Annotated in this window: 12 protein-coding genes and 1 pseudogene; 3 read left to right on the top strand and 10 right to left on the bottom strand. The window is 73.6% G+C overall.

Going from position 1 to position 22,799, the window contains the following annotated elements; translation table 11 throughout:
• Positions 1-40: 40 nt before the first annotated feature.
• From BAW75_RS28070 to BAW75_RS28025, 10 genes are all read right to left on the bottom strand, one after another.
• A complete protein-coding gene (locus BAW75_RS28070) occupies positions 41-3,322 on the bottom strand; it encodes a right-handed parallel beta-helix repeat-containing protein (protein WP_244206295.1) in 3,282 nt (1,093 codons plus the stop codon).
• Between the two features lie 4 nt (positions 3,323-3,326).
• A complete protein-coding gene (locus BAW75_RS28065) occupies positions 3,327-6,536 on the bottom strand; it encodes a hypothetical protein (protein ID WP_104115522.1) in 3,210 nt (1,069 codons plus the stop codon).
• A gap of 7 nt (positions 6,537-6,543) precedes the next feature.
• Entirely contained in the window at positions 6,544-7,899 is a 1,356-nt protein-coding gene (gene eccB / locus BAW75_RS28060; protein ID WP_104115521.1) for a type VII secretion protein EccB, read from the bottom strand.
• 6 nt (positions 7,900-7,905) lie between these two features.
• Positions 7,906-9,315, bottom strand: coding sequence for a type VII secretion integral membrane protein EccD (eccD, locus tag BAW75_RS28055; RefSeq protein WP_104115520.1), 1,410 nt, complete (start codon positions 9,313-9,315; stop codon positions 7,906-7,908).
• 13 nt (positions 9,316-9,328) lie between these two features.
• Positions 9,329-13,324, bottom strand: coding sequence for a type VII secretion protein EccCa (gene eccCa / locus BAW75_RS28050; RefSeq protein WP_208635327.1), 3,996 nt, complete (start codon positions 13,322-13,324; stop codon positions 9,329-9,331).
• Positions 13,285-13,683, bottom strand: coding sequence for a hypothetical protein (locus tag BAW75_RS28045; protein ID WP_104115518.1), 399 nt, complete (start codon positions 13,681-13,683; stop codon positions 13,285-13,287). The genes eccCa and BAW75_RS28045 overlap by 40 nt, the downstream gene beginning before the upstream one ends.
• Positions 13,684-13,685: 2 nt before the next feature.
• The gene (locus tag BAW75_RS28040) at positions 13,686-16,487 is read right to left on the bottom strand and encodes a hypothetical protein (protein ID WP_104115517.1); all 2,802 of its coding nucleotides are present in this window, start codon (positions 16,485-16,487) and stop codon (positions 13,686-13,688) included.
• A 42-nt stretch (positions 16,488-16,529) separates the two neighbouring features.
• The gene (locus BAW75_RS28035) at positions 16,530-17,378 is read right to left on the bottom strand and encodes a hypothetical protein (protein ID WP_244206294.1); all 849 of its coding nucleotides are present in this window, start codon (positions 17,376-17,378) and stop codon (positions 16,530-16,532) included.
• 126 nt (positions 17,379-17,504) lie between these two features.
• Positions 17,505-17,807, bottom strand: a complete 303-nt coding sequence (locus BAW75_RS28030) for a WXG100 family type VII secretion target (RefSeq protein ID WP_104115516.1) — start codon at positions 17,805-17,807, stop codon at positions 17,505-17,507.
• A gap of 38 nt (positions 17,808-17,845) precedes the next feature.
• Positions 17,846-18,166 (bottom strand): WXG100 family type VII secretion target, encoded by a 321-nt coding sequence (locus BAW75_RS28025; RefSeq protein ID WP_064446311.1) that lies wholly within the window; start codon positions 18,164-18,166, stop codon positions 17,846-17,848.
• Between the two features lie 252 nt (positions 18,167-18,418).
• On the opposite strand from BAW75_RS28025, the gene BAW75_RS28020 reads away from it, so the two are divergent.
• The 3 genes and pseudogenes from BAW75_RS28020 to BAW75_RS32475 form a co-directional block, all read left to right on the top strand.
• The gene (locus BAW75_RS28020; protein WP_064446312.1) at positions 18,419-18,829 is read left to right on the top strand and encodes a YbaB/EbfC family nucleoid-associated protein; all 411 of its coding nucleotides are present in this window, start codon (positions 18,419-18,421) and stop codon (positions 18,827-18,829) included.
• Positions 18,826-19,710 (top strand): WXG100 family type VII secretion target, encoded by an 885-nt coding sequence (locus BAW75_RS28015; RefSeq protein ID WP_104115515.1) that lies wholly within the window; start codon positions 18,826-18,828, stop codon positions 19,708-19,710. Before BAW75_RS28020 ends, BAW75_RS28015 begins: the two co-directional genes overlap by 4 nt.
• A 28-nt stretch (positions 19,711-19,738) precedes the next feature.
• Positions 19,739-22,799: pseudogene (locus BAW75_RS32475) on the top strand (DUF6531 domain-containing protein); the annotation flags it as partial.

Here is a 22,799-nt window from a genome sequence, read left to right as displayed (position 1 = left end):
GCTGCATGCGAGGACCTTTCTACGGGAAGCGGGCGTACCGTCAGCCGACGGCGGCCAGGCCGCCGAGACGCTCGCCGACCGCGGGCGGCGGGACGGCCAGGTCGGCGAGCGCGAGTGTGCGGGAGCCGGTGCGCCGGGTCAGGGCGAGCGAGAACTGGTGGGCGGCGTGGACGGTGCGCCCGGGCAGCTGACCGGCCATCCGGGCCAGCGCCTCCCGGACGTCGTCGGGGACCTCGTGGCCCCGCCGCACCAGGTGCCGCAGCACGATCTCGGCCAGCTCGTCGGTGCTGAACTCGGGCACCGACCACTGCTGGCCGAACACCTCGTTCATCGCGGGAACCGCGGCCCGCAGGCTCGCCAGCGCCGGCTCCTCGCCGGTCAGCACCACCACCGGGTCGCCGAGCCGGGAACGCATCTGCGCGACGAGCGCCTCGGCGATCTCCGGCGCCACCCCGGAGCCGTCGTCGACGTAGTCGAGCTGGAGCACGCCCCCGGCCGCGTCGTCGAGGACCGCGGTCACCAGGCTGGCGGCCTGCCCCGGCCACTGCGGCGCCAGCTCCCGGCGGGTGCTCACCCGCACGAGCTGGCCGACCGGCACCAGGCCCAGCTCCGACAGGCAGGCGGCGTAGAGCCGGGCGTACTCGCCGCGGCCGCTGCCGGCCGCGCCGCCGATCAGCACGTTTCCGGTACGGCCCGGGCCCCGCCTGCGGTTGCGTCCCTCGCACAACTGCAACAGCGTCTGCCCGGCCGCCTCCTTCACCCGCTGCCCGCCGACCAGCCCGCAGATCCGCTTCCAGCTGCGGGCCGCGTTGATGGCGCCGGTCGGGTCGGTCGCCGCGTCGGGCTGCTCACCGGGCTCGACCGGCAGGTCCTCCAGCAGCGCCAGCTCGGGCTCGACGTCGGCGGCGGTGAGCCGGTTCAGCTCGTTGTCCTTCGTCGGCGGGTGGGCCGCCAGCCGGGACGCCTGGTTGTTGATCAGCGCCTCGAACAGCTTGCGGGCGACCCGGCCGTTGCCGAACGTCGCGTTCCTCGGCACCCGGGTGAAGTACGCGGTCAGCGCGTCAACCGCGTCGTCGGTCAGCTCGTAGTAGTGCTTGCTGACCAGGTTGGAGGTGATGGTGACAAGTTCCTCGACGGAGTAGTTCGGGAACTCGATGGTGCGTGTGAAGCGCGACGCCATACCGGGGTTGGAGGCGAGGAACTGCTCCATCAGCTCCGAGTACCCGGCGACGATCACCACCAGCTCGTCGCGGTGGTCCTCCATCATCTTCATCAGCGCGTCGATGGCCTCCTGCCCGAAGTCCGGGCCCGAGCCGCCCGAGCCGCTGGACAGCGTGTACGCCTCGTCGATGAACAGCACGCCGCCGAGCGCCTTGGTCACCAGCTCGGTGGTCTTGATCGCGGTGGAGCCGATGTACTGGCCCACCAGGTCGGCCCGCGCCGCCTCCACCATGTGGCCCTTGGACAGGATGCCCAGCTCCTTGAGCACCGAGCCGTAGAGGCGGGCCACCGTGGTCTTGCCCGTACCAGGTGGGCCGGCGAAGACCAGGTGCCGGCTCATCGGCGGCATCGGCAGCCCCATCTGGAGCCGCACCTGCGACATCTTGATCAGGTTGATCAGCGCGGTGACCTCCTGCTTCACCCCGCGCAGACCGATCAGGCCGTTCAACTGGCGCAACGGCTCGCTCAGCTCGTCGCCGCCGCTCTCCTCGGCCGTACCGTCGTCGCCGGCCGGCGGGACGGGCGCCGGGCCGGGGACCGGCGGCGGCGTGGCCTGCTGGCGGCCCACCGTCAGCGCGTCGACGGTCAGCGTGGCGCCGGGCGAGCGGCGCACGTCCTCGCCGCCGCTGTCGCGCACCACGCAGCGGGTGAGCGCCACCGGTTCCTCGGTGTCCACGCCGATGCCGGCCGCGCCACTGCCCAGCACCTCGCCGTCGGTGACGGACCCGCGGGACCCGGCCTCGAACACCACACCGTCCGCCCGGGCGTTGCGCACCCGGACCTGGGTGACCGCCGCCGTGCCGGTCACCCGCAGGCCGTCCCGGGCCGCGTCGGCGATCTCGCTGTCGCCCATCTGGAGAGCACCCTCGACGAGTACGCCGGAGCCCCGCAGCAGGGCCGCGCGCAGCGTCAGGTCGGCGCCGACGCCCACCCGCACGCAGGCGGCCCCCGTACCGGTGAAGCGGGCCTCCCGCACGACGGCCCGCGCGGGACCGGTCAGCGCGAGCGCTGTCGCGTCGCCGGCGTCGACGGCCAGGTCGGTGCCCTCCAGCGACGCGCCGTCCTGGACCAGGACCCCGGCGCCCGCGGTGATCTCGGCCCGCAGCCGCTGCAGCACGACCGTCGACTCACCGGCGAGCACGGCGACGTGCTCCCGCGTGCCCCGGGCGGTCAGCCCGAGGAAACGCGGTGCGCCGCCACTGACCGCGACGCCGACCGGCGAGTCCAGGACCGTGCAGTCGGTGAACGTCGGCCGCCCGGCGCCGAGCACCTGCACGGCGGTGTGCCCGGCCCCGCCGAACACGCAGTTCCGGAACGACGGCGACGCGCCCTCGGCGATGTGCGCCGACTGCACCGCGGCGCCGGTGAACGTCGAGTCGCTGATCTGCACGTCGGCCTCGCCGCGGACGAAGACGTCGACGTTCCCGCTTCCGGTGACGGTCAGGCCGCGGATGCGGGCCCAGGCCCGCTGCTCGACCACGAGAGCCGGCTTGCCCGCCCCGGCGATCTCGCACTGCTCGACGGTGAGCCGGGCGTCGCCGCCCACGCAGACGCTGTTCGCGCCGGCCGTGCGCAGGCGGCAGCGGCGCAGCGTCAGGGCGCTGCTCTCCCCGGCCACGACGCTGCTCGTGGCGACGTCGTGGACGACGGTGTCCTCGATCGTGCTGGACCCGGCCGACATCACCACCACGCCCGCGCCGGCCGAGCTGGTCACGTCGCAGCCGCGCAGCGCCACGGTGCCCTGCATCCGCGCCAGCAGCGTGACCCAGGAGGCGCCGCTGACCCGGCAGTCGTCCAGCGCCACCTCGCCCGCGACCACGTCGACCGCCGCCAGCGTAGTGTCGGCGCTGCTGAGCGTGATGCCGCGCAGCTGGGCGCCCTCGCCACGGACGACGAGGACGCTGCCCTCCTCCACGTGCACCTCGACGGTGCCGGGCTGGACGGCGCTGATCGTCACCCGGTCGCCGACCACCAGCTTTTCGACATACCGGCCGGGGTGGACGTCGATCGTGGCGCCGGGCTCGGCCCGGGACAGCGCCGAGCCGATGGTCGGATAGGAGCCCGCCTTACGGTCTCCCACCACGAGAACCTGCCGACTCACGGCGTCACCCCTTCCGGTCCAGTCCGGGCAGCACCCGGAGGCGGCCACGGGCCCCGGCGCCGATCCGCTCCCGGGGCTCGGCCGTGGCCCACCGGTCCAGGCTGCGCCGCAGCGACGTGACCGCCAGTTCGTCGAGCGACACCCGGTTGGAGTCGACCCGGCCGGTGTCGTCGATCTCGTTGGCGCCGATCTCCCGCAGCAGGACCGCGCCGCGCTCGCCCGCCGCGGGCCGGCGCTGGTCCAGCACCTTGAAGTTCGTGCCCGGAAGGAACAGCACCCGGTCCTCGACGTGCTCGTCCCCCTCCGGCTCCAGCAGGCTGGTACGGCGGGCCGTCATCGACCAGATCAGCACGTCGGTGTCGCCGTCCTCGGTCGCGCACGGCTGGGTGAGCGCGTTGACGAAGCTCCAGTCGGTGACCAGGCGGCGGTCCTGGTAGAGCTCCCACTCCCGGTCGGTCGGGGACAGCCGGTAGACGGTCGTCCCCCGGAAGGACGGCATCCGGGAGACCCCGGCGACCACGCAGCGCGCGAACGGCACGTGCGGGCCCTTGCGGCCGGAACGCAGGCCGGCGTCGACGCCCGGGCCCCGGCCGGTCAGGTAGAGCCGCAACGCGACCGAGTCGGCGAGCACGTCCTCAGTCGACACGCCCGAGCCCTGCATGCCCGGGTGCTGCGACATGATCCGGGACACCGAGCTGGCCATCACGTCGAACTCGCGGCTGAGCGTACGGCGCAGCCAGGCCCGCTCGTCGGCGAGCCCCTTCTTCTCCGACAGCAGCGCGCCCGCGCCGGCGGAGGGGACCGGCTGCACCCGGGCCTCGGCGCTGTCGACCGGCTCGGCCTCGCCGGGCGGCCCGGCCTCAGCGGCCGATGGTTCGACCTCTCCCGGCGCGGTGGCCGGAGCCGAGGTAGTGGCCGGAGTCGCCGCTGCGGGAATCGGATCGACGGCGTGGACCGTCAGCGACGGCACGGTGGGCGCGACCGGCCCGGGCGCCACCGGTGGCGGCGTCGCGAGCGCCTGGCCGAAACCGGCCGGCATGGTCGGCGGCTCCGGCTCGCCGAAGCCGGCCGGCATCGTGGGCGGCTCGGGGATCGGGTACGCGCCGGGCGCGGCGTCCTGTCCGCCGTGAGCCGTGAGCCCTCCTCCGATGGCCTCGGTGTGCGCCGACGGCTCGGCGCGGACCAGCGGATCGACGTGCTCCACCGGCTCGGGCGGTCCGGCTCGATCGGCCGGGGCGACCGACCCGACCGGCGGGACCGGCCCGAGCGACCCGACCGGCCCGACGGGCTCGACGGGCTCGACGGGCTCGACCGTTACCACCGGATCGGCGGCGACGATCGGCTCAGGCAGCGCAGGCCGCCCGTTCTGCCCCGCCGACTCCCCTGACCCGCCGGACGGGATCGGACGGCCGGCGGGGACCGGCCCGGCCAGGGCCGCAGGCGGGACGGGTGCCGGGCCGGCGGCAGCGGGCACGGCGGAGGGCGGACCGGAGACGGGCCGCTCGCCAGGGACGGCCGGCAGCACCGGCTCGACCGGCGGCGGCACCACGGGCGGCGCCGGCAGATCCGACGCGAACGCCACGGGTGGCGGCGGCAGCTCCGGCACGAGCGGCGCCGGCAGATCCGACCCGGACGGCACCACGGGAGGGGCCGGCAGCTCGGACGGGATCGGCAGCACCGGCGGAGGCGGCAGCGTGGGGAACGCCGGGACCCCGGGCGCGACCGGGCGCGGCACCGCCGGAGGCCGCGGCAGCATGGGCGTGCCCGCGAGCGGGTCCCGCTCGGACGTCACCGGCGCGGGACCGGCGACCACCACGCTGTCCGCCGACGCCGGGGCGACCGGCGCGGGCGGCGCCACCTCCACGTACGCCGGCATCGGAGCGGGGCCGCCCACCGCGCGCGTCTCCGCTTCCAGGTCGACGACCACCTGCGCCCGGCTGGACGGCTTCGCACCGGGTACGAGCACCGACGCCGGCATCAGCGTCCGGGCGGTGCCGGCCATGCCGTCCACCCGTGCGGCCAGGTCGGCCGCCAGTTCCCGCATCCGCTCGGCGGCGGCGTGGACGGTGTCGTCGAAGACGAGCGTGCCGCTGCGGGCGTCGAGCATCGCGGCCCGAACCTGCTCGGCGTTCTTCGGCTCGGCGGTGGCCCGTACCCAGAGCCCGCTCTGCACCACCTCGACCACCGCGCCCGGGGCGAACCAGTAGACGCGGGGCGCGAGCTCCTCGGCGCCGGTCAGCGGCGGACGGTGGCGCAGCACCGTGGGACGGCGGGCCCGCGAGTTGGGGTGCGCCCGGGGCGAGTAGGACAGTTCCAGCGCGTACGGGGCCCAGCCGAACGCGCCGTCCGGCAGCACGGTACGGATCTCGTACTTCTGCGGGCTGCCGATCGGCACGCCGGTGTAGCAGGTGACCTCGGTGTTGAGCAGGTCGGCGAGCGCCTGCCCGAACGCCTCGCCCTCCGGCATGCGGATCTCGCCGAACTGCACGAAGCGCACCCGCTGCCGGTGCTCCTCGTCCAGTCCGCGCCAGAAGCGCACCACGTCGTCGAGCGACAGCGGCGGCGTGCCGGGGCAGCCCAGCAGCACCGACATGGTTTCCGCCTGGCACGGCACATACGCGGTCAGCCGCCGCCGCTGCGGGTCGACCACCTGCGGGTCGCGGTTGCTGTGGATCCAGACCCCGGCCGGGATCGGCTCGATCTCGGCGACGGCGCTGGACGGCCGGGTGTCGACGGCGGCCCGGTCCCACGCCGGCGTCGGGTAGCGCTTCGCGTCCCAGGCCGGCGGGCGGCCGGGCCGGAACCGCACCCAGCCGCTGCCCGGTACGGAGTGGACGAACAGCGTGCCGGCCGAGCCGCGTACCAGGTCGCCGTCCGGGGCGATGACGGTGCGGTTGAGCCGCTCGGAGAGCCACTGCCCGGCCATCGCCGCGGAGTTGCCGTGCCGGCCGCAGGCGACCGGGCGGATGCCGCGGCGGCGGCGCGGCAGCACCCCGGCCATCGACTCCCACGCGCTGATCGGCATGCCGTCGCCGAGGTCGAGCACGACGACGTCGTTCTCCGCGTCCTCGATCATGGACAGTGCCAGCGACTGCGCCTCGGAGCTGATCGCGTCCTCGGCGTGCACCACGAGTGCGTTGCCGACCGTGTGCTGCACGACGCCGCCGGGGCGGTCCTTGCCGCCGCCGAACAGGTCCCGGATCCGGGTCGCCATGGTCGACCTACCCCACTTCCGCGGCCGCGATGGCCCTCAGGCTCAGCGCCGGGCCCTGCGGCAGCAACGCGAGCAACTCCTTCGGGAAGGGCACGTGCGGGACCCGGTCGAGCTTCAGCGCCTTCGCCGAGTCCTGGTCGCCGACGGGGTACGCCTTTCCGTCGTCCGCGATGTAGGTGGGCAGGGGGGCCACCCTGTCCGAGTCGAAGGGCGCCGGGAGCACGGCCATGCCGCTGCCCGGCCGGGTGCGTACCGACGCCTGCCCGGCGGGGCCGACGCCGGAGCGGTCCAGCGGGACGAGGACGGCGGTGCTGGCGAACCGCGTGCCGTCCACCGCGCTCTGCCGCAGGCACAGCGCGTTCGGGGCGGGCTCCTGTGGGGTGAGGCCGGTCAAGTCGGGCAGCCGGGTCAGCAGCGACCGGTCGGTCGACATGCGCGCGGCGGCGAGGTCGGCGGCGGTCAGCTCGACCGCCTTCGCGCCGGTGGTGGCCGTGGCGAGCAGGAACTCGGTGCGGCTCAGCGGGGCCAGGCCGTCGCTGCGCAGCACCAGCAGTTGCTCCGCGCCGGTGTCGGGCTGCTGGCGGAACAGCGTGCCGACCGGGTACGTGCGGTCGCCGACCCGGCCGGACCGGCCCTCACCGGGGATCGTGGCCGGCGTCAGGGCCGGCCCGTCGGGCAGGAAGGCGAGCCAGTTCTCCGGCACGGGCACCCGGCGGGTCGTGGTGGCGCCGAGCGCGACGAGCACGGCCGGGTCGCCGACCCGGAACTTGCGATCGGCGGTCACCAGGTAGGTCGGCCCGGCGGTGTCGCGGACCACCACGAACCGGTCGGCAGGTACCGCGGTGGCTTCCGCACGCGGGTCGAGGTTGAGGCCGAGCCGGTCGCCGGGGGTGTCGGCGACCGATCCGGGCAGGCAGGCGAGCCACGGCCCGGCGACCATCGCGCCGGTGGCGATCGACTGCGGCGCGCCGTCGATGCCGATGGACGGTCCGCGCGGCACGTCCTTGATCGACTCCTGGGAGATCAGCTTCACGGTGGCGGAGCCGCCCTGGATCAGCATCGCCGAGGTCAGGTTCGGCGTCGGCCGCAGCATCCCGTCGAGGTAGACGTATCTGGTGCCGCTCTCCTTCTCCACCAGGATCACGCCGGCCTTGGTGTACGCCTTGCTGCCGCCGGGCACGATCCAGCCGTAGACGGCGAACCCGGCCACGACCAGGACGCTGATGAGCACGCCGAAGGCCAGGCCGGTGACGGCGCGCCGACCGGGGATCTCCGCCGTCGACGGGTCGCCCTGCACCAGGGCGGAGCTCAGCCGGCCCATCATGAACTGGTGGGCGTGCACATGGTCGCGCTGGGTCTGCACGGTCGGCTACCCGAACAGTCCGCGGGCCCAGGCGTAGAGCCCCAGCACCTGGGCGAGCACCGGCAGCACGACCAGGCCGGTGGCGACGTCCAGCCCGCCCGCGGTGTACTCCCAGAACGGCAGCATGCGCCGCGGCCACGGCCGCAGCGCGGCCATCACCAGCGGCACCAGGAGGGCGACGAGCCCGCCGAGCAGCACGTACCGGCCGGTCGGGGCGAGCGTGTCGGAGAACATCAGGGCCACCATGAGATAGCCGACGGTACCGGCCGCCACCAGGGCGATCCGCTGCCAGAAACCGAAGAAGGTACGCGAGCGCAACAGGATTGCACTCGATGTCACGAGCACCAGCGTCCAGCCGGACCAGCCCGGTACCTGCATGGTGTGGTGCAGCAGCACCGGCAGGACCAGCGCGGACGCGGTCATGCAGGCGGTCAGGTAGGTGTCCGCCTCGTCGGCCCGCGCCTTGACCAGGTCGGAGTCCTCCGGCTCGATGTCGTAGGACATGTCGGCGCCGGTCTTGGGCAACTGCGGGCCGCGCAGCCGGGCCAGCTTCACCGCCGCGCGGGGCGCGATCACGATCAGCACGAGGATCACCGAGACGGCGACGGCGGAGACCTTCGGCGCGGTGAGCTGGAACCCGGCGCCGGCCAGCAGCACGAGCACCACCATCGCGGCGGTCAGCGCGACGATCAGCAGCGGGGCGAACGGCATGACCGGCGTGACCGTACGCTGCGCGACCAGCAGGAACGCGGTGACCGTGACGATCGCGACGGCCGCGGCCAGCGCGGCGTCGCCGTTCCAGGCGACGCCGTCGGGGTCGCCGTCGACGGCGCTGGACGCGGCGACCGCCGCGAAGAACGCCGCGCCGCCGCCGAACAGCAGCGGGAACGCGCCGTCGGTCTGCTGGCGGGCGCTGACGATCGCGGCGGTGAACAGGCCGGCGGCGAGCACCGCGCCGGCGATCACCTGGGGCAGCACCGGGCCCCGGTCCACGAGTACGGCGGCGATCAGGCCCATCGCCACCAGGGAGAGCACCAGGAACAGCACCCGGCGGTACTCCGGCTGCCACCTGTCGGCCCGCCGGTTGACCACTGTGGCGACGCCCTCGGCGAGATCGTCGAAGTCGAGTTCGGGCAGCGGGTCCTGCGCGGGGCGCAGGTGCAGCTCCTCGCCCTCCAGCCAGTCCAGGCTCTCCGGCGTGCCGGACAGCTCGAACGGCGCCTGGCCGAGGCGTTGCAGCACCCACGACTCGTCGGGCACGTCGCCGTCGGGAACCCGGGACAGGTCGGTGGTGTGCCGCACCAGCAGCGGCATCAGGTTCGCCACCGGCATCCGGGCCGGCACGGCCAGGTCGGCCCGCCGGGCCGGCCCGACCACGGTGATCCGGCACAGTTGGTCGTTCAGCGCTGCGCTCACCAGCGAGCCTCTCTCATCGGGCCGTGTCCGACACGAAACCGGTCTGCATCAGACGTACGCCACGCCGGGTGACGAGCTGGGCGCGCCCCGGCGGCAGTTGGCGGGCCTTCGCCTCGCCCAGGAACTTGCCCTCCTCCTTGGGGTAGGAGAAGAGCGTGGCGGGCGTGCCCAGCTCCCACATGCGCCGGATCACCGGGTCCATCATGGCCCGCATCGCGCCGGAGGTGCTCCGGGCCACGATCACGTGCAGGCCGATGAAGGTGCCCTGGGCCAGCAACGGCAGGAGGGGGTCGAGCGTCGAGCCCATGCCGGTGCCCTTGGTCATCAGGTCGTAGTCGTCCACGATGACGAACAGCTCCGGCCCTTCCCACCAGTCGCGTTTGCGCATCCGCTCCGACGAGACGTCCGCCCCCGGCAGCCGCCGGTTCATCGAGACCGACGTCTGGCCGGCCAGCTCGAACATCTTGTCGCCGGTGAACGCGAAGCCCACCTGGTACGCGGCGCCGATCGCGGTGTCCAGGTCGCGCCGTGAGTCGCCGAGCACGACCTTCGCCCGCTCCGGCGGGTAGTGCTGCTGGATGGCCCGCAGGACGAGCCGGAGCATGTTGGTCTTGCCGGTCTCGCTGTCGCCGAAGACCAGCATGTGCGGGGTGGCCATGAAGTCGTGCCAGACCGGGGCGAGACGCTGCTCGTCCTGGCCGATGACGACCTTGAACTCGGACTCGGGCGGCGGCAGCGTCTCGACCATCAGGTGCGCCGGGAGCATCCGTACCGGCGGGGCGGTCGGGCCGGGCCAGAACGTGCCGATCTCCTCGACCACCGACTTGGTCGCCTCGGCCAGGTCGCCCACCGCGGAGCTGCCGTCCATCCGGGGCAGCGCGGCCAGGAAGTGCAGCGCGCCCCCGGTCAGGCCGCGACCGACCTGGTTCGGCACGGTGGCCGCCTTGCGGGAGCCGTGCTCGGACTCCATCGCGTCGCCGAGCCGCAGCTCCAGCTTGGTGCCGAGCAGGTCCCGCATCCAGGTGCGCAGCTCCGACCAGCGGGTCGCGGTGACGATCACGTGCACGCCGAAGGACAGGCCGCGCGAGGCGAGTTCCTGGAACTTCTGCTCCAGCTCCTGGAAGTCCTGCTTCATCGTGTACCAGCCGTCGATGACCAGGAAGACGTGCCCGAAGCTGTCCTCGATCACCCCCTCGGCGACCTTGGCGAGGTAGCTGGACATGGAGTCGAGCCCGTGCCGGGCGAACTCCGCCTCCCGCTTCTCCATGACCTGGAGGACCTCTTCGACGGTACGGACGACGCGGTCGCGTTCCATCCGGGTGGCGACCGAGCCGACGTGCGGCAGGCCGGAGATCGAGGCGAGACCGCCGCCGCCGAAGTCGAGGCCGTAGAACTGCACCTCGCGGGGCGTGTTCGCCAGCGACAGCGCGAGGATCAGGCTGCGCAGCAGCGTCGACTTGCCGCTCTGCGGGGCGCCGGCGATGCCGACGTGGCCGTCCGCGCCGTTGAGGTCCACCACCAGCAGCTCGCGCAGCTGCTCGGCGGGCCGGTCCACCACGCCGACCGGCACCCGCAGACCGCCCTGGACGAGCGGGTCGTCGATGGTCATGCCGCGCACCGGGTCGGGCAGCACGCTCGGCATGAGCGAGTCCAGGCTGGGCGCACTGGACAACGGCGGCAACCAGACCTGGCGGGCCGGCGGGCCGGAGCCGGCGAGCCGGTCCAGCAGCACCTCGACCAGGCTCGGCCCGCCCGCGTCCACGCCGGGCTCCTCGGCCTGCTCGGCCGGGCGGTCCCGGCCGGGGTCGTGGCGCGCGGCGACCTGCCGGGTGGTGAACGGCACCACGTCGGCGGCCAGCTCGTCGTCGGCGTCGGCGACGCCGCTGAGGCGGCCGGTTCCGGTGTACGCGCCGGAGACGTACGCCGCCTTGAAGCGCACCAGGTTCGTGGTGTCGACCTTCAGGTAGCCGTTGCCGGGCTCGGGCGGCAGCTCGTACGCCGCGCCCACGCCGATCACCGACCGCGACTCCATCGAGGAGAACGTGCGCAGCGCCAGCCGGTACGACAGGTGCCCCTCGACCCGGTTGATCCGCCCCTCGTCCAGCCGCTGCGAGGCGAGCAGCAGGTGCACGCCGAGCGACCGGCCGAGCCGCCCGATGGACACGAACAGGTCCATGAACTCGCTCTTGCTGGACAGCAGCTCGCTGAACTCGTCCACGATGATCAGCAGCACCGGGAACGGCACGAGCTGCGCGCCGTTGCCGCGCGCCTTCTCGTAGTCGAACAGCGAGGCGTAGCCGCTGGCGCGCAGCATCTCCTGCCGCCGGGTCATCTCGCCGTTGAGCGCGTCCTGCATCCGGTCGACCAGCGGCAGCTCGTCGGCCAGGTTGGTGATCACCGCCGAGGTGTGCGGCAGCTTGTCCATGCCGAGGAACGTGGCGCCGCCCTTGAAGTCGACGAGCACCAGGTTGAGGATCTCCGAGCTGTGCGTCGCGGCCAGGCCGCAGACGAGGGTACGCAGCAGCTCCGACTTGCCCGAGCCGGTGGCGCCGATGAGCAGGCCGTGCGGTCCCATGCCGCCCTGCGCGGACTCCTTCAGGTCCAGCTCGATGACCTCACCCTCCTCGGTGACGCCGATCGGCACCATGAGGCGGTTGCGCTGCGGGGTCCGGGTCCGCCACAGCGCCTGCACGTCGAAGGTCATCGCGTCGCGGATGCCGAGCAGCGTGGTCAGCTCGAAGCTGGTGTCCAGCGGCTCGTCGGAGACCTCCAGCGTGCCGCTGGTCCGCTTCGGCGCGATGATCCGGGCCAGGGCCTCGCACTGGGTCTCGTCGAGCCCGTCGCGCCGGGCCGTGCCGGTCGTCGCGCCGGCCGGGAACTCCACGGTGTCATCGGTGACGGTCAGCCTCAGCACCTTCGGGCCGCCGGGCATCGCGCCGGTCAGGTCGAGCAGCACCACGTTGCGGATGCCCGCGCCGAGCAGGCGGGAGCTGTCCGGCAGGTCCACCAGGTGCGCGACGATCACCAGGAACGGCTCGCTGGTGGTCGGCTTCACGGCCCGGTCGTGGTCGCCCCGGTCGGTGATCTCGGGGCCGAGCATGTCCATCAGCGCGTCGTGGCTGCCGGCGAACATCCGGACCGGGCCCGCCGCGTCGTACGCGGTGGGGTGCGCGTTGTGCGGCAGCCACTTGACCCACTCCCAGGGGCCCCGGTGCACCTCGGCGGCGAGCACGGCGATCCGCAGCTCGTCCGGGGCGTGGAAGGTGGCCAGCTGCGCCACCATGGCGCGGGCCAGGTCGATCGCCGGGTCGATCGCGCCCTCGAACTCGACGCTGGTGAAGCTCGGCAGTCCGACGGAGGTGGGGATGCCGGACACCGTGCGGTACGCCTCGGAGAAGCGCCGCAGCGAGATCGACGACAGCGGCTCCAGGTCCTCGATCGGCTTGGTGGACGGCGGGTTGAACTTCAGCATCGCGGCCTGCCGGCCGAGACCGATGCGGACCCGGCCGAAGTCGTCGTGGCTGGGCCGGCGCTCCCACAGCCGGCTGCCCATCGCGATCGACCACAGCCATCCCGGCTGCGGGTTGTTCCACAGGACGTGCCGGCGCTGCTGGTCGGCCGCGTCCCGGGCCTGCTTGCGCAGCTGCCCGATGTAGCGCAGGAAGTCGCGGCGCTCGCCGCGCATCTTGCGCTTGCGTTCGGCGGCCGCCCGGCCGATCTGCATGACGCCCATGAGCAGCATGCCGCCGGCCATCGCGCCGCCCATCACGTACATGATCGGGGCGCGGTTGTAGAGGCCGAACATGGCGAGCATCGCGCCCATGCCGAGGCCCATCGGCACGACCATCGCGAACGAGCGGAAGTCGAGCGGGGCCTCCTCGGCCATCAGCGGCGGCTCCTGGAGCTCGATCGAGCCCTCCGGCGCCTCCGGGCCGGTGGCGCGGGGCGGGCGCTTGACGGTGACCGTACTCATCCGAGCCGCCCCACCCCGGCGTCGTCGCCGCCCCAGGCGGTGTTCTCCTGGCGCAGCAGCTTCACGGCGTACCGGTCGTTGCGGTAGCGCTCGGTCACCTTGACGTCGTCGTCCTCCTCGGCCTGGCGCTTCTTCTCCTTCTCCGCCCGCTCCTGCTCCTCCTTGCGGCGCCGCTCCTGCTCGGCCCAGAACGCCTCGGCGCGTTCGGCCTCCTCCTTCTCCGCCGTCGCGAGCGCCTCCATGAACTCCGCGTCGCCGGCCGCGGGCTCGCCGCAGCGGCGCATGTTGTCCAGGTCGGCGCTGAAGAAGTCGGACGTGCCGTCGGCCGGCCGGGTCGCCTTCGCCGGCGGGACCCGTCGCCACACGGCACGCCGGGGCCCCGGTGTCTCGGACATGCTCACCTTTCCGTGCCCTGGTCGGCGGGCGCGCCGGTCAGCCAGTCGGCGTCGCTGAGGTCGTCCCACCCGGCCTTGTCGTCCGGGTCCTCGTCCGGCCGGACCAGCGGGACGTGGTCGTCCGCCGGGTGGTGGCGGGTGTCGCCGTCGCCGCCCCAGACGGCGTCGTCCTCGCGCAGCCCGGCGGCGGGGTCGGCGCTCTCCGCGGGCTCCCGGTCCTCGTCGCGTCCGGAGCGACGCCGCAGCGCGCCGGCCCGGGCCGGGTCGGCGGGGCCGCCCGCCCGTGGGCTCCGGCCGGCGAGACCGGCCACCGCGCCCGCGGCCGCCGGCCCGAGCGCCCCGGGGAGCACGACGGTCTCGACGTCCGCCACCGGGACGCCGCCGCCGGTCTTGCGGCGCGACTCGTCCGGTTCTCCGCCGCCCGCCTCACCGGTGGGCGGCTCCACCGCCGTCGGCGCCTCCATCACTGTCGGTGGCGCGACCGCCTCGGGTACGGACGCACGCGGCGGCTCGGCGCCGTCGCGCGACTCCCCCGCCGCGACGTCCGCGTCCGGCGAGCAGCCCGCTGCTGCGGCCGGGGTCCGGCCGGCCCCGCCGGGCCGGACCGGACCGGACGCGCCGGGCCTGGCCGGGGGTGTGGTTCCGGCGGGCGTGGGCGGCAGCGTCCCGACGGCCACCGGCGTCTCCAGTCCCGCGCCACCGGCTCCCGCGCCCGACGGCGCGTCCGGCGCTCCGGCGTCCGGGGCCGGCGGGCTCCAGTCGCCGGGATCCGCCTCGATCAGCCCGGAGGCGTCCGGCGCGTCCGGCACGCCACCGGCGGGCGCACCCGTGCCGGGGGCGCCTGGCGCTCCGGGCATCATCGGCATGCCGGCCGGCGCCGTCGCCACCGGCGAGTCGACGCCGACGTCCGAGGCCACTGGCAACGTGGCGGGAAGCTGCGGCCCGTCGACGCCGCCGAGCCCGTCGCCACCGGCCGGCGCGCCCCCGGACCCGTCCGGCACGCCGGCGTCGACGCCGGGCCGCCAGTCGTCGGCGTCGCCGCTGACCAGCCCTCGGGCGTCGGGCGACTCGGTGGCGCCGGAACCGTTCGCGCCTCCTGCCGGACCCGGCATGCCGGGCATGGCCGGCATGGGCGCGCCCAGCCCGGCGCCGCCGGACGACACGCCGGACGGCGCGCCGGGAACCTGCACGCCGTCGAACCCGGGCGACTGCCAGTCGGCCGCGTCACCTTCCACCAGGCCCTTGGCGTCCGGCGCCTCGGGAACGGCGGGTGCGCCGCCGCCACCGGCGCCGGGAGCACCGGCGCCGGGCATGCCCGGCATCATCGGCGACTGGAAGCCGCCGCCACCGGGCACCGCGCCGCCCGGGGCGGCCGGGATGTCCACGCCGCTGATCGCGCCGGGAGTGAAGTCCTTGCCGTTGCCCAGCAGCCCGTTCGCGTCCGGTTTCTCCGGCAGGCCGGGGCTGCCGCCGGCGCCGTTGCCGGCGCCGCCGGGTGAGCCGAGTCCCGGAACGCCGGGCGGGGTGAACCCGCCGCCGGCCGCGCCCCCGCCGACTCCGCCTCCGGGCTTCGGACCGCCGACCTCGCCCGGGCCGGAGAACGACGGCGGCTTCACCGAACCGCCGCCGCCGAGATTCGCCGAGCCCGGTGGCTTGATCCCCGGCGGCACCGCCCCGGGGACGAACCCGCCCGGTACGCCGCCGCCGGGCAGCCCGCCGCCGCCGATACCGCCCGGGCCGTTGAACGCCGGGGCGTCGAAGCCGGGCAGCCCGCCGCCGACGCCACCTCCGCCCGGGGTGGGGCCGCCGATCTCGCCCGGGCCGGAGAACGACGGCGGGGTGACGGTCCCCGGGCCCTGGCCGGGACCCGGGCCGCCGATGCCGCCGAGGTTCGGCGGCGTGATCGTGGGGACGGTGATGTTCGGCGGCGCGGTGAGGGGCGCGGTGGTGATGCCGCCGATGGAGGGCGTGGTGAACACCGGCGGGGTGAGCGTCGGGGGCGCCGACAGGTTCATCGTGGTGATGTTCGGCGTCGGGAACGGCGACGTCGCAGGCATGCTGATGCTCGGCGTCGGCATGGTGACCCCGGCCGTCTTCGCCTTGTCGGTGGTGATCCGGTACTGCTCGGCGACTGTGTGGACGACCTCGGCCATCTGCTGTGCCATCGGCTTCTCGTACTCGGTGCCGCTGATCGGTACCGGGCCGCTGCCGCTGCCGACGCCGTTCTGGGAGGCGATCGTCGCCCACGCGCCGTCCAGGTAGGCGATCGTCTGCTGGGCCCAGGAGAGGTGGTTGGCGGCGTCGTAGAGCTGCGACGGCAGCGACGTGAGGTTCGGCGAGGAGTTGATGGCGTTCGACGCGGTTTCGGAATCCGGGACCTTGCCGCCGGCGAGGTGCTCGGCCTGCTTGCCGAGCAGGTCCGCGTAGAAGTTCATCTTGTCGCGGAACGCGCTGGCCGCGGGCCCCTTCCACGCCTTGTCGTCACCGACCATGGAGGCGACAGCGGTGCGGAGGGTCTGTTCCAGCCAGATCAGCAGATCCTGCGTCGCCTGGAACGCCCGGGCCGCCTCGACCACCGACGCGACGTTGACGCGGGAGGCGGCGTACTGCAGTCCCGCCTCGCTGAACACCGCGGCGCCGCCGTTGACCGCGGCCTCGAGCTTGCGCCAGCCCCGGGTCTCGGTCGCCCAGGTCCGGTAGTCGTACAGGTCACCGACGGGAATCACCTTCGGCGGGAAGGTCCCTGCCTCCTCCGCGGGGTCGTTCCACCCGTCGAGCTTGCTCTCACCGAGACCGTTGCCCATGCCCCGTCCCTCTTCGCGAGCGGCGAGAACCGCCCGGCCGCGCTAGTTGCCGTCGGTCTTGATGATCTTCTGGCCGTACGTGCTCAGGTTGTCGAGACCCTTGAAGGAGTCACCCATGACCTCGTTGAGCTTCTCCGTGGTCAGCGAGTTCAGCTCTTCGAGGTTCTTGTACTGGGCGGCCATCTTCAGCAGGGCGTGCTGCACAGCGAGGAGGGCCGTGTTCATGTCGACGAGCATGTCCTTCGTGTCGCCCTTGACGCCGCCGTCCTGGGCGGTCGCCCCGACCACGGCCTGCCGCAGCACCTCCGCGCGGGCGAAGGCCCCGGGCCGCGGGTCGACCGCGTTCAACTGGTCCACGGTGGTGAGCAGGACGTTCCCGGGACCGGTGATCCGGCCCAGCACCTCGTTGGCGAACCACTCCAGCGCGGCGGTGTTCACGGCCACGCCACTGGTCGAGGCGGTGTCACCCTTGAACGTCGGGCTGATGCCCGGCGGGGTGAAGCCCGAGTTCGTCGGGGTCTTCGTCTCGTCGATCCAGTCGGGCTTGTCCGTGAACGCGGGCGGCTTCACGTTCGACGGGTCGGTGATGTTGGCCTTGTACTCCTTGACGAGGTTCCGCCAGCCGTTGATGTCGAGGATGTTCTTGTCGTACCACTCGCGGGCCTCGATCCACTCCGGATGCTCGGCGCGGACCTCGTCCTTCCACCTGTCGATGTCGACCCCGGTACGCCGGTTCTGGTGCTTGTTGTAGTAGGCCATCCACGAGTCGTACGCCGCCTGAGTGGTGCCTTCCGGCTTCCCGATGGCGGCGTCGCCCCTGCCGTAGGCGTTCATCGCGGCGATGGCTTCGGGGCTGGCGTATCCCCAGTCAATGCGGGCCAAGGAGATCACTCCACTCGAGAGTCGACGGCGGCGGGACGAAGGCGCAGACCCCAGCGGCCCGGGTCGTCTAGCTCACCGGGCCGGGGACGGACGACGGAGACTGCCGCGCCGCGTCCGCGGCAGCCGCCCGGCGGATCAGCCGCCGCGGACGTCGTTCCAGATCATGGCGTGACGCTGCTCGGTGGTGCCGTAGTTGTCCGAGATCCGCAGCAGCGTCTGCCGGGCCTGCTCCAGGTAGCCCACCATCGAGTCGGCCGCCTGGTTCCAGGCCGCCTTCGAGACGTGGTACTGCTGCTGGGCGGCACCGGTCCACTGGGCGAGGCTCGCCTCGACGGTGCGCTCCATCTCCTCCAGCGACGACTGGATCTGGCCGTTGATGCGGTGCATGTCGGTCAGCACGGCGTCTGCCTGCACGAAGTCGAAGGTGTAGTTGGACACGTCAGTCCTCTCGGGAGATCAGGGATCGGGGGTACGGCTCAGATGCCCGGCAGGGCCGCGCCGAAGGAGCTGGCCACGCTCGACGCCTCGTCCTCGGCCGCCTGGTAGCCCTTGGTGGTCACGCCCATGACCTCGAGCATGTTCAGCAGCTCGTTGATGACCCGCTGGAACGCGTTCTCCCAGTTGTCCATGGCCTGGTTGAAGCCCTGCGACGCCTGGCCGGTCCAGGAGGAGATCAGGACGGCCATCTGCCCGTTGACCGCGCGCAGCTGGCTGGTGAACTCGGTGGCCTTGTCGGAGAACTCCTGGGCAGCCCGCTGCATACCCGCTTCGGTGGTGCTGACGCTCGGCATCGTCACGGCCGGACTCCTCATGTCAGGGAAAGGTGGCAGGGAAGAGTGTTGATCCGCCGCCCCGTGCGGGCGCAACTTCGTCGCGCCGCCATGTCCGAACGTCACCCAACATTGCACGGCAGCGCCCCCGCGCCCGGCGGCGACGGCCGGGAGGCCGGGAAAAGTGGTTGCACTTTCATGCACTGATGCCCGGCCGGAGTTCCGGCGCGACGGCCGCGCCGTCTTCACTTGACGGCGACGTCGAGGGAGTGGTCCGTCGTGAACTACAGCGAGCGCATCGAAGGCCTGTTCCAGGAGTACGAGCGGCAGCGCAACAGCCTCACGGAGATGCAGGCCCGGATGAGCGCGCTCTCGGCCACCGCGTCGTCACCGCGCCGCGAGGTGAGCGTCACCGTCGGCCAGAACGGCGTGCTCACCGACATCCAGTTCCCCACCGGCGCCCACAAGCGGCTCACCACGGCCGACCTGACCCGGCTCGTCCTCGACACCTACGCCGACGCCAAGGAACAGGTCATGAACCAGGCGGCCGACGTGCTGGCGCCGATGCTGCCGGACGGTGTCGACGCCCACAAGCTGGTCCGGGGCCAGGCCGGCGCCGACGCGTTCCTGCCGAAGGAGCCGCGCATGGTGACGAGCGTGCGGGAACTCCTGACCCGGGGACCCGAATGACCGGCAACAATCCCGGCGGCCGGTTGTGGGTCGACCCGGACGGCGTGGAGGGGCTCGGCAAGGCGTACGAGTCGCACGTCCAGCTCTACGAGTCCTACCTCGCCCAGGCGATCGCGCTGCGCGCCCGGTACTCCAACGCCTGGGGCGACGACGACATGGGCAAGGAGTTCTCGGAGAAGTTCCTGCAGGGCATGGACAACCTCGAAGCGATCATCGGCGGCGTCAAGGGCACCCTGCACTACACCGCCGAGGGCCTGAAGGAGAGCGGCCGGGCGTACCGCGAGGCCGACGAGGCCGCCGCCGACGTGAGCCGGATGTTGGCCAAGGATTTCGACGGCCTGCGGCGCCCCGCGTACCCGATGCGGGCGGCGGTCACCGGCGACGTGCCGGAGCCTGCCGCGGAGGGTGAGCCGCGCCGGCCTCATCTGCTGTCCCGCCGCCGGGCGGCCGGCGAGCCGGTCCCCGAGCAGGCCAGGCTCCTTCCGCGGCAGCAGGGCACGCCGCTGCTGCCGGTGGAGCCCGCCGAGCCGCTGATCCCGGTCACCGCCGCCACGCCGGCCATCTCCTCCTACTTCTCCAAGCCGGAGTACGCGACCGCGCACGTCGGCGGCCGGCCACTGCCCGACGGGTACCGGCTGATCGCGCTCAACCCGTTCGCCGACGGCAGCACCCGGGTGGACGCGAACCTCTACGACTCGATCACCCCGCTGGCCGGAACGCCTGTCACCACCCCGGACGGCAGGGAGATCGATCCCGGACAGGGCCGATTCTTCGTCGTCAAGGAGAACCCGGCCGCCGACCCCACCGTCCCCGGCTACCAGCCGCTGTACCTGAGCTACGCGCCGGACGGCACGCCCTCGCCGATCATCACCGGCGCCTGAGCCACCCACCACCCGTCGCCGGTAGCACATGCCCGACTTCCACATCCCCAACGACCCGCAGTGGCAGTGGGCGTACGACCTGATCCTCGTCGCCGTCGGTGAGGAGTACCCGAAGGCCGACCCCACCGCCCTTCGCGCAATGGGCGACGAGTTGTACGCGCTCAGCAGCACCATCCTCAACGGGATGGGCGCCACCGCCAACCTCGGCTACGGGCTGGCCGGCAGCCTGTCCGGCCCGGCGATGGACGCGTTCCAGCAGTACCAGGTGGGCATCACCAAGAACGTGCCGGCCGGCGGCAACATCGCGCTGGCGCTGGGCGGATCGGCGTACAACTTCGCGCTGGACTCGGAGAACACCCAGTACAACATCGTCATCGCGGCCTTCACCCAGGTCGTCGAGATCGCCATCGCGCTGGCCTCCGGCTTCGGCGCGGCGGCGGTTCCCGCCCTGATCAAGATCGGTCAGGAGATCGTCAAGGCTCTGATCGACCTGTTCCGGCAGCGCCTGCGGCACATGCTGATGCGGCTGGCCTGGGAGGCGTTCCAGGAGGGCCTGGAGGAACTCTGGCAGAGCGCCGCCGCCCAGGTGACCCAGATCATCGAGGGAAACCGCAAGTCCCTCGACTACAAGGACCTGGCGATCTCGTTCGCCGGTGGCGCCTTCATCGGCGCGGGCGTCAGCGGCGTGCAGATGATCGGCGGCAAGTTCTTCCCGAAGATCAACGACAGCATCCTGTCCCGGGAAGGGTTGTCGGCGCTCGCCGAGACGCTGTTCGAGGGCCTGTTCACCATGATGGTCGGCGGCGGTGGATTCAACCCGTGGGCCACCATGTCCTCCTCGCTGATCGGCGGGATGGCGCACCACTACGCCACAGTGGTCGGCAACAGCTACGGCCCCGGCGCGGGCGCCAAGGCGCCACCGAAGATCGAGACGAACAGCCTCACCACCACGCCGTCCACGCCGCCGCCGACGAGCGTGGAAGGACCACCGGTTCCCCCGCCCGTCGGCTCCCCCACCGGGACGGGCGCAGGTCACGGCGGCGCCGGGAACCAGGGCGTCGGTGGGCTGCCCGCCGACGGCTCCGGCGCCGCCGGTGGCGCCGTCGGCGACTCCGGTCCGGGCCGTTCGGTCGGCGGCATCCAGGGCTCCGGGGGTCAGGCCACGGGAAGCCCGGGCGCGGGCAGCTCAGGCGCGGGAAGCTCGGGCGCGGGGAACTCGGGTGCGGGAAGCTCGGGCGCGGGGAACTCGGGTGCGGGAAGCTCGGGCGCGGGGAACTCGGATGCGGGAAGCCCGGGCGTCCAGGTGGGTGCGGGTTCGGCCCCCGGTGGGCAGACCGGCGCTGGAAGCGCGACGGCCGGTGGGCAGAGCGGCGCCGACGGCCCGGTCGCGAGTGGTCAGGGCGCGGGTCGCGACGGCACCGGCAGCCAGGGCGCCGGCAACCCCGCCGGGACCGGCAACACGGCCGGCGGGACGGAGGCCCCGGTCTCCACCGGGGACAGGTCCGCGCGCGGCGACTCGACGGGTACTGCGACCGCAAGCCCGTCGACCGCCACCGGCGCGCCCTCGGCCGCCCCCGCGACGGTGGTCACCGACGCCGCGACGACGCGCGACGGCACCCTGGCCGGACCGGACGTCTCGACGTCGGGTGGTGGGCTGCCCGGGTTCGACACCACCACGCCGTCGACGTCGGCGACGCAGCCGCCCGCCACCTCCGGCTCCCCACCGGGAGCCCCGGCCGGACCGACGCCGTCCACGACCGCGCCATCCCCCGCTACGTCCTCCCCGGCCACGCCGTCGGCCGCCCCGCCCGCACCCGCCGCACCCGCCACCGCTACGTCCTCGCCGAACCCGCCGTCGGCGGCCACGCCCGCGGCGGGGCGGGCCGACAGCACCGGTGCCGCGCCTGTGCTGCCACCGGTACGGGAGCAGGCGGGCGGCGTCTCGGTCGAGGTCGCTGCGGTCGGCGTGCCACCGGCGACCGGTCCCGCAGGGGGCATCGACGCGCCGGCCACCCCGGCACCCGCGACTGCGGCGTCCACACCGACCGGGCCGGTGGTCACCACCGACGGTCCAGCCGTCACCGTGGAGGGTGCGACGACCGCCCACGCCCCGGTGGGCGCGGACCACACCGGCGGCCGGGACGACCTCGCGCAGGCCGGTTCCCACCCCGGCCCGGCCCGGATCGGCGACCCGGGAACGACTCAACCCGTCACCCCGGCTACCGGAACGCCCGGCCGGGCCACGCCGAGCCCGCAGTTCCAGCGGGCGAAGGCGGACGCGGAGCCGCAACGGCTGCGCACCGAGCGGTACGTCCCGTGGAAGGACACCGTCGTCCCCGGCACGCACCTGCTGCGCGGCGAGATCACCACAATCGACTTCACCACGCGGGAGTTCACCGCCGACGGACGCGACTACCGGTCGTTCGACGTACACCTGGATCTGGTCTCGAAGAACGACCGGATGTCCCCGCAGGAGCTGCGGGACTTCGCCGACGCCGTGCAGCGCACCGTCGACGAGATGGTCAACGACAGGTACACGCTGCCCGACGGGCGGCTGCTGCACATCGACCTGATCGTCGACACGCCGCCGTGGCGCGACGGCATGACCCGCGACTGGCAGGCCGATCCGCGCCGCAACCCGCCGGTCGAGGTGACCTCCGAGACCGGCGTCCGCTCCGACCAGCATCTGTGGAACACCGGCGACCGCCTGAGCGTGATGGTGCACGAGGTGATGCACTACCTCGGCGCCAAGGAGGGTCACCAGGCCGACGAACACCTGCTCACCACAGTGGACCGTTCGGGCGTGATGGGTCTCGAGGTCGACGTCCTGCCGACGTCGTCGGAGCAGGCCGCGACCTCGACCGGGCCGGTCGACTACCTCACCGCCGAGGATCTGGCGACGATCCACGACGCCGCGCTGACCGCGGGACCGGTACGCGAGCTGCCGCCCCCACCCACGACGCGCGAGCAGGCGCCGGACCCGTACCCGAATCCGCAGGTCCCGTCGCGTGCGCCGGCCCCGGCACCGTCAGAGCCGCAGGTCGCTCCGGTTCCCCCACCGCCACCGCCTCCGATCGCCCCGGTGCCCC

Source organism: Micromonospora chalcea (assembly GCF_002926165.1).
In the GTDB taxonomy this organism is placed as follows: Bacteria; Actinomycetota; Actinomycetes; order Mycobacteriales; family Micromonosporaceae; genus Micromonospora; species Micromonospora chalcea.
The sequence above is the reverse complement of the archived record's forward strand: the minus strand, read 5'-3'. Positions and strand labels throughout refer to the sequence as shown.

Excerpts from the sequence above, each read along its gene's own strand:
- BAW75_RS28065 (WP_104115522.1), bottom strand. The coding sequence starts at position 6,536 with ATGGCGACCCGGATCCGGGACCTGTTCGGCGGCGGCAAGGACCGCCCC.
- BAW75_RS28045 (WP_104115518.1), bottom strand. The coding sequence starts at position 13,683 with ATGTCCGAGACACCGGGGCCCCGGCGTGCCGTGTGGCGACGGGTCCCG.
- BAW75_RS28040 (WP_104115517.1), bottom strand. The coding sequence starts at position 16,487 with ATGGGCAACGGTCTCGGTGAGAGCAAGCTCGACGGGTGGAACGACCCC.
- BAW75_RS28015 (WP_104115515.1), top strand. The coding sequence starts at position 18,826 with ATGACCGGCAACAATCCCGGCGGCCGGTTGTGGGTCGACCCGGACGGC.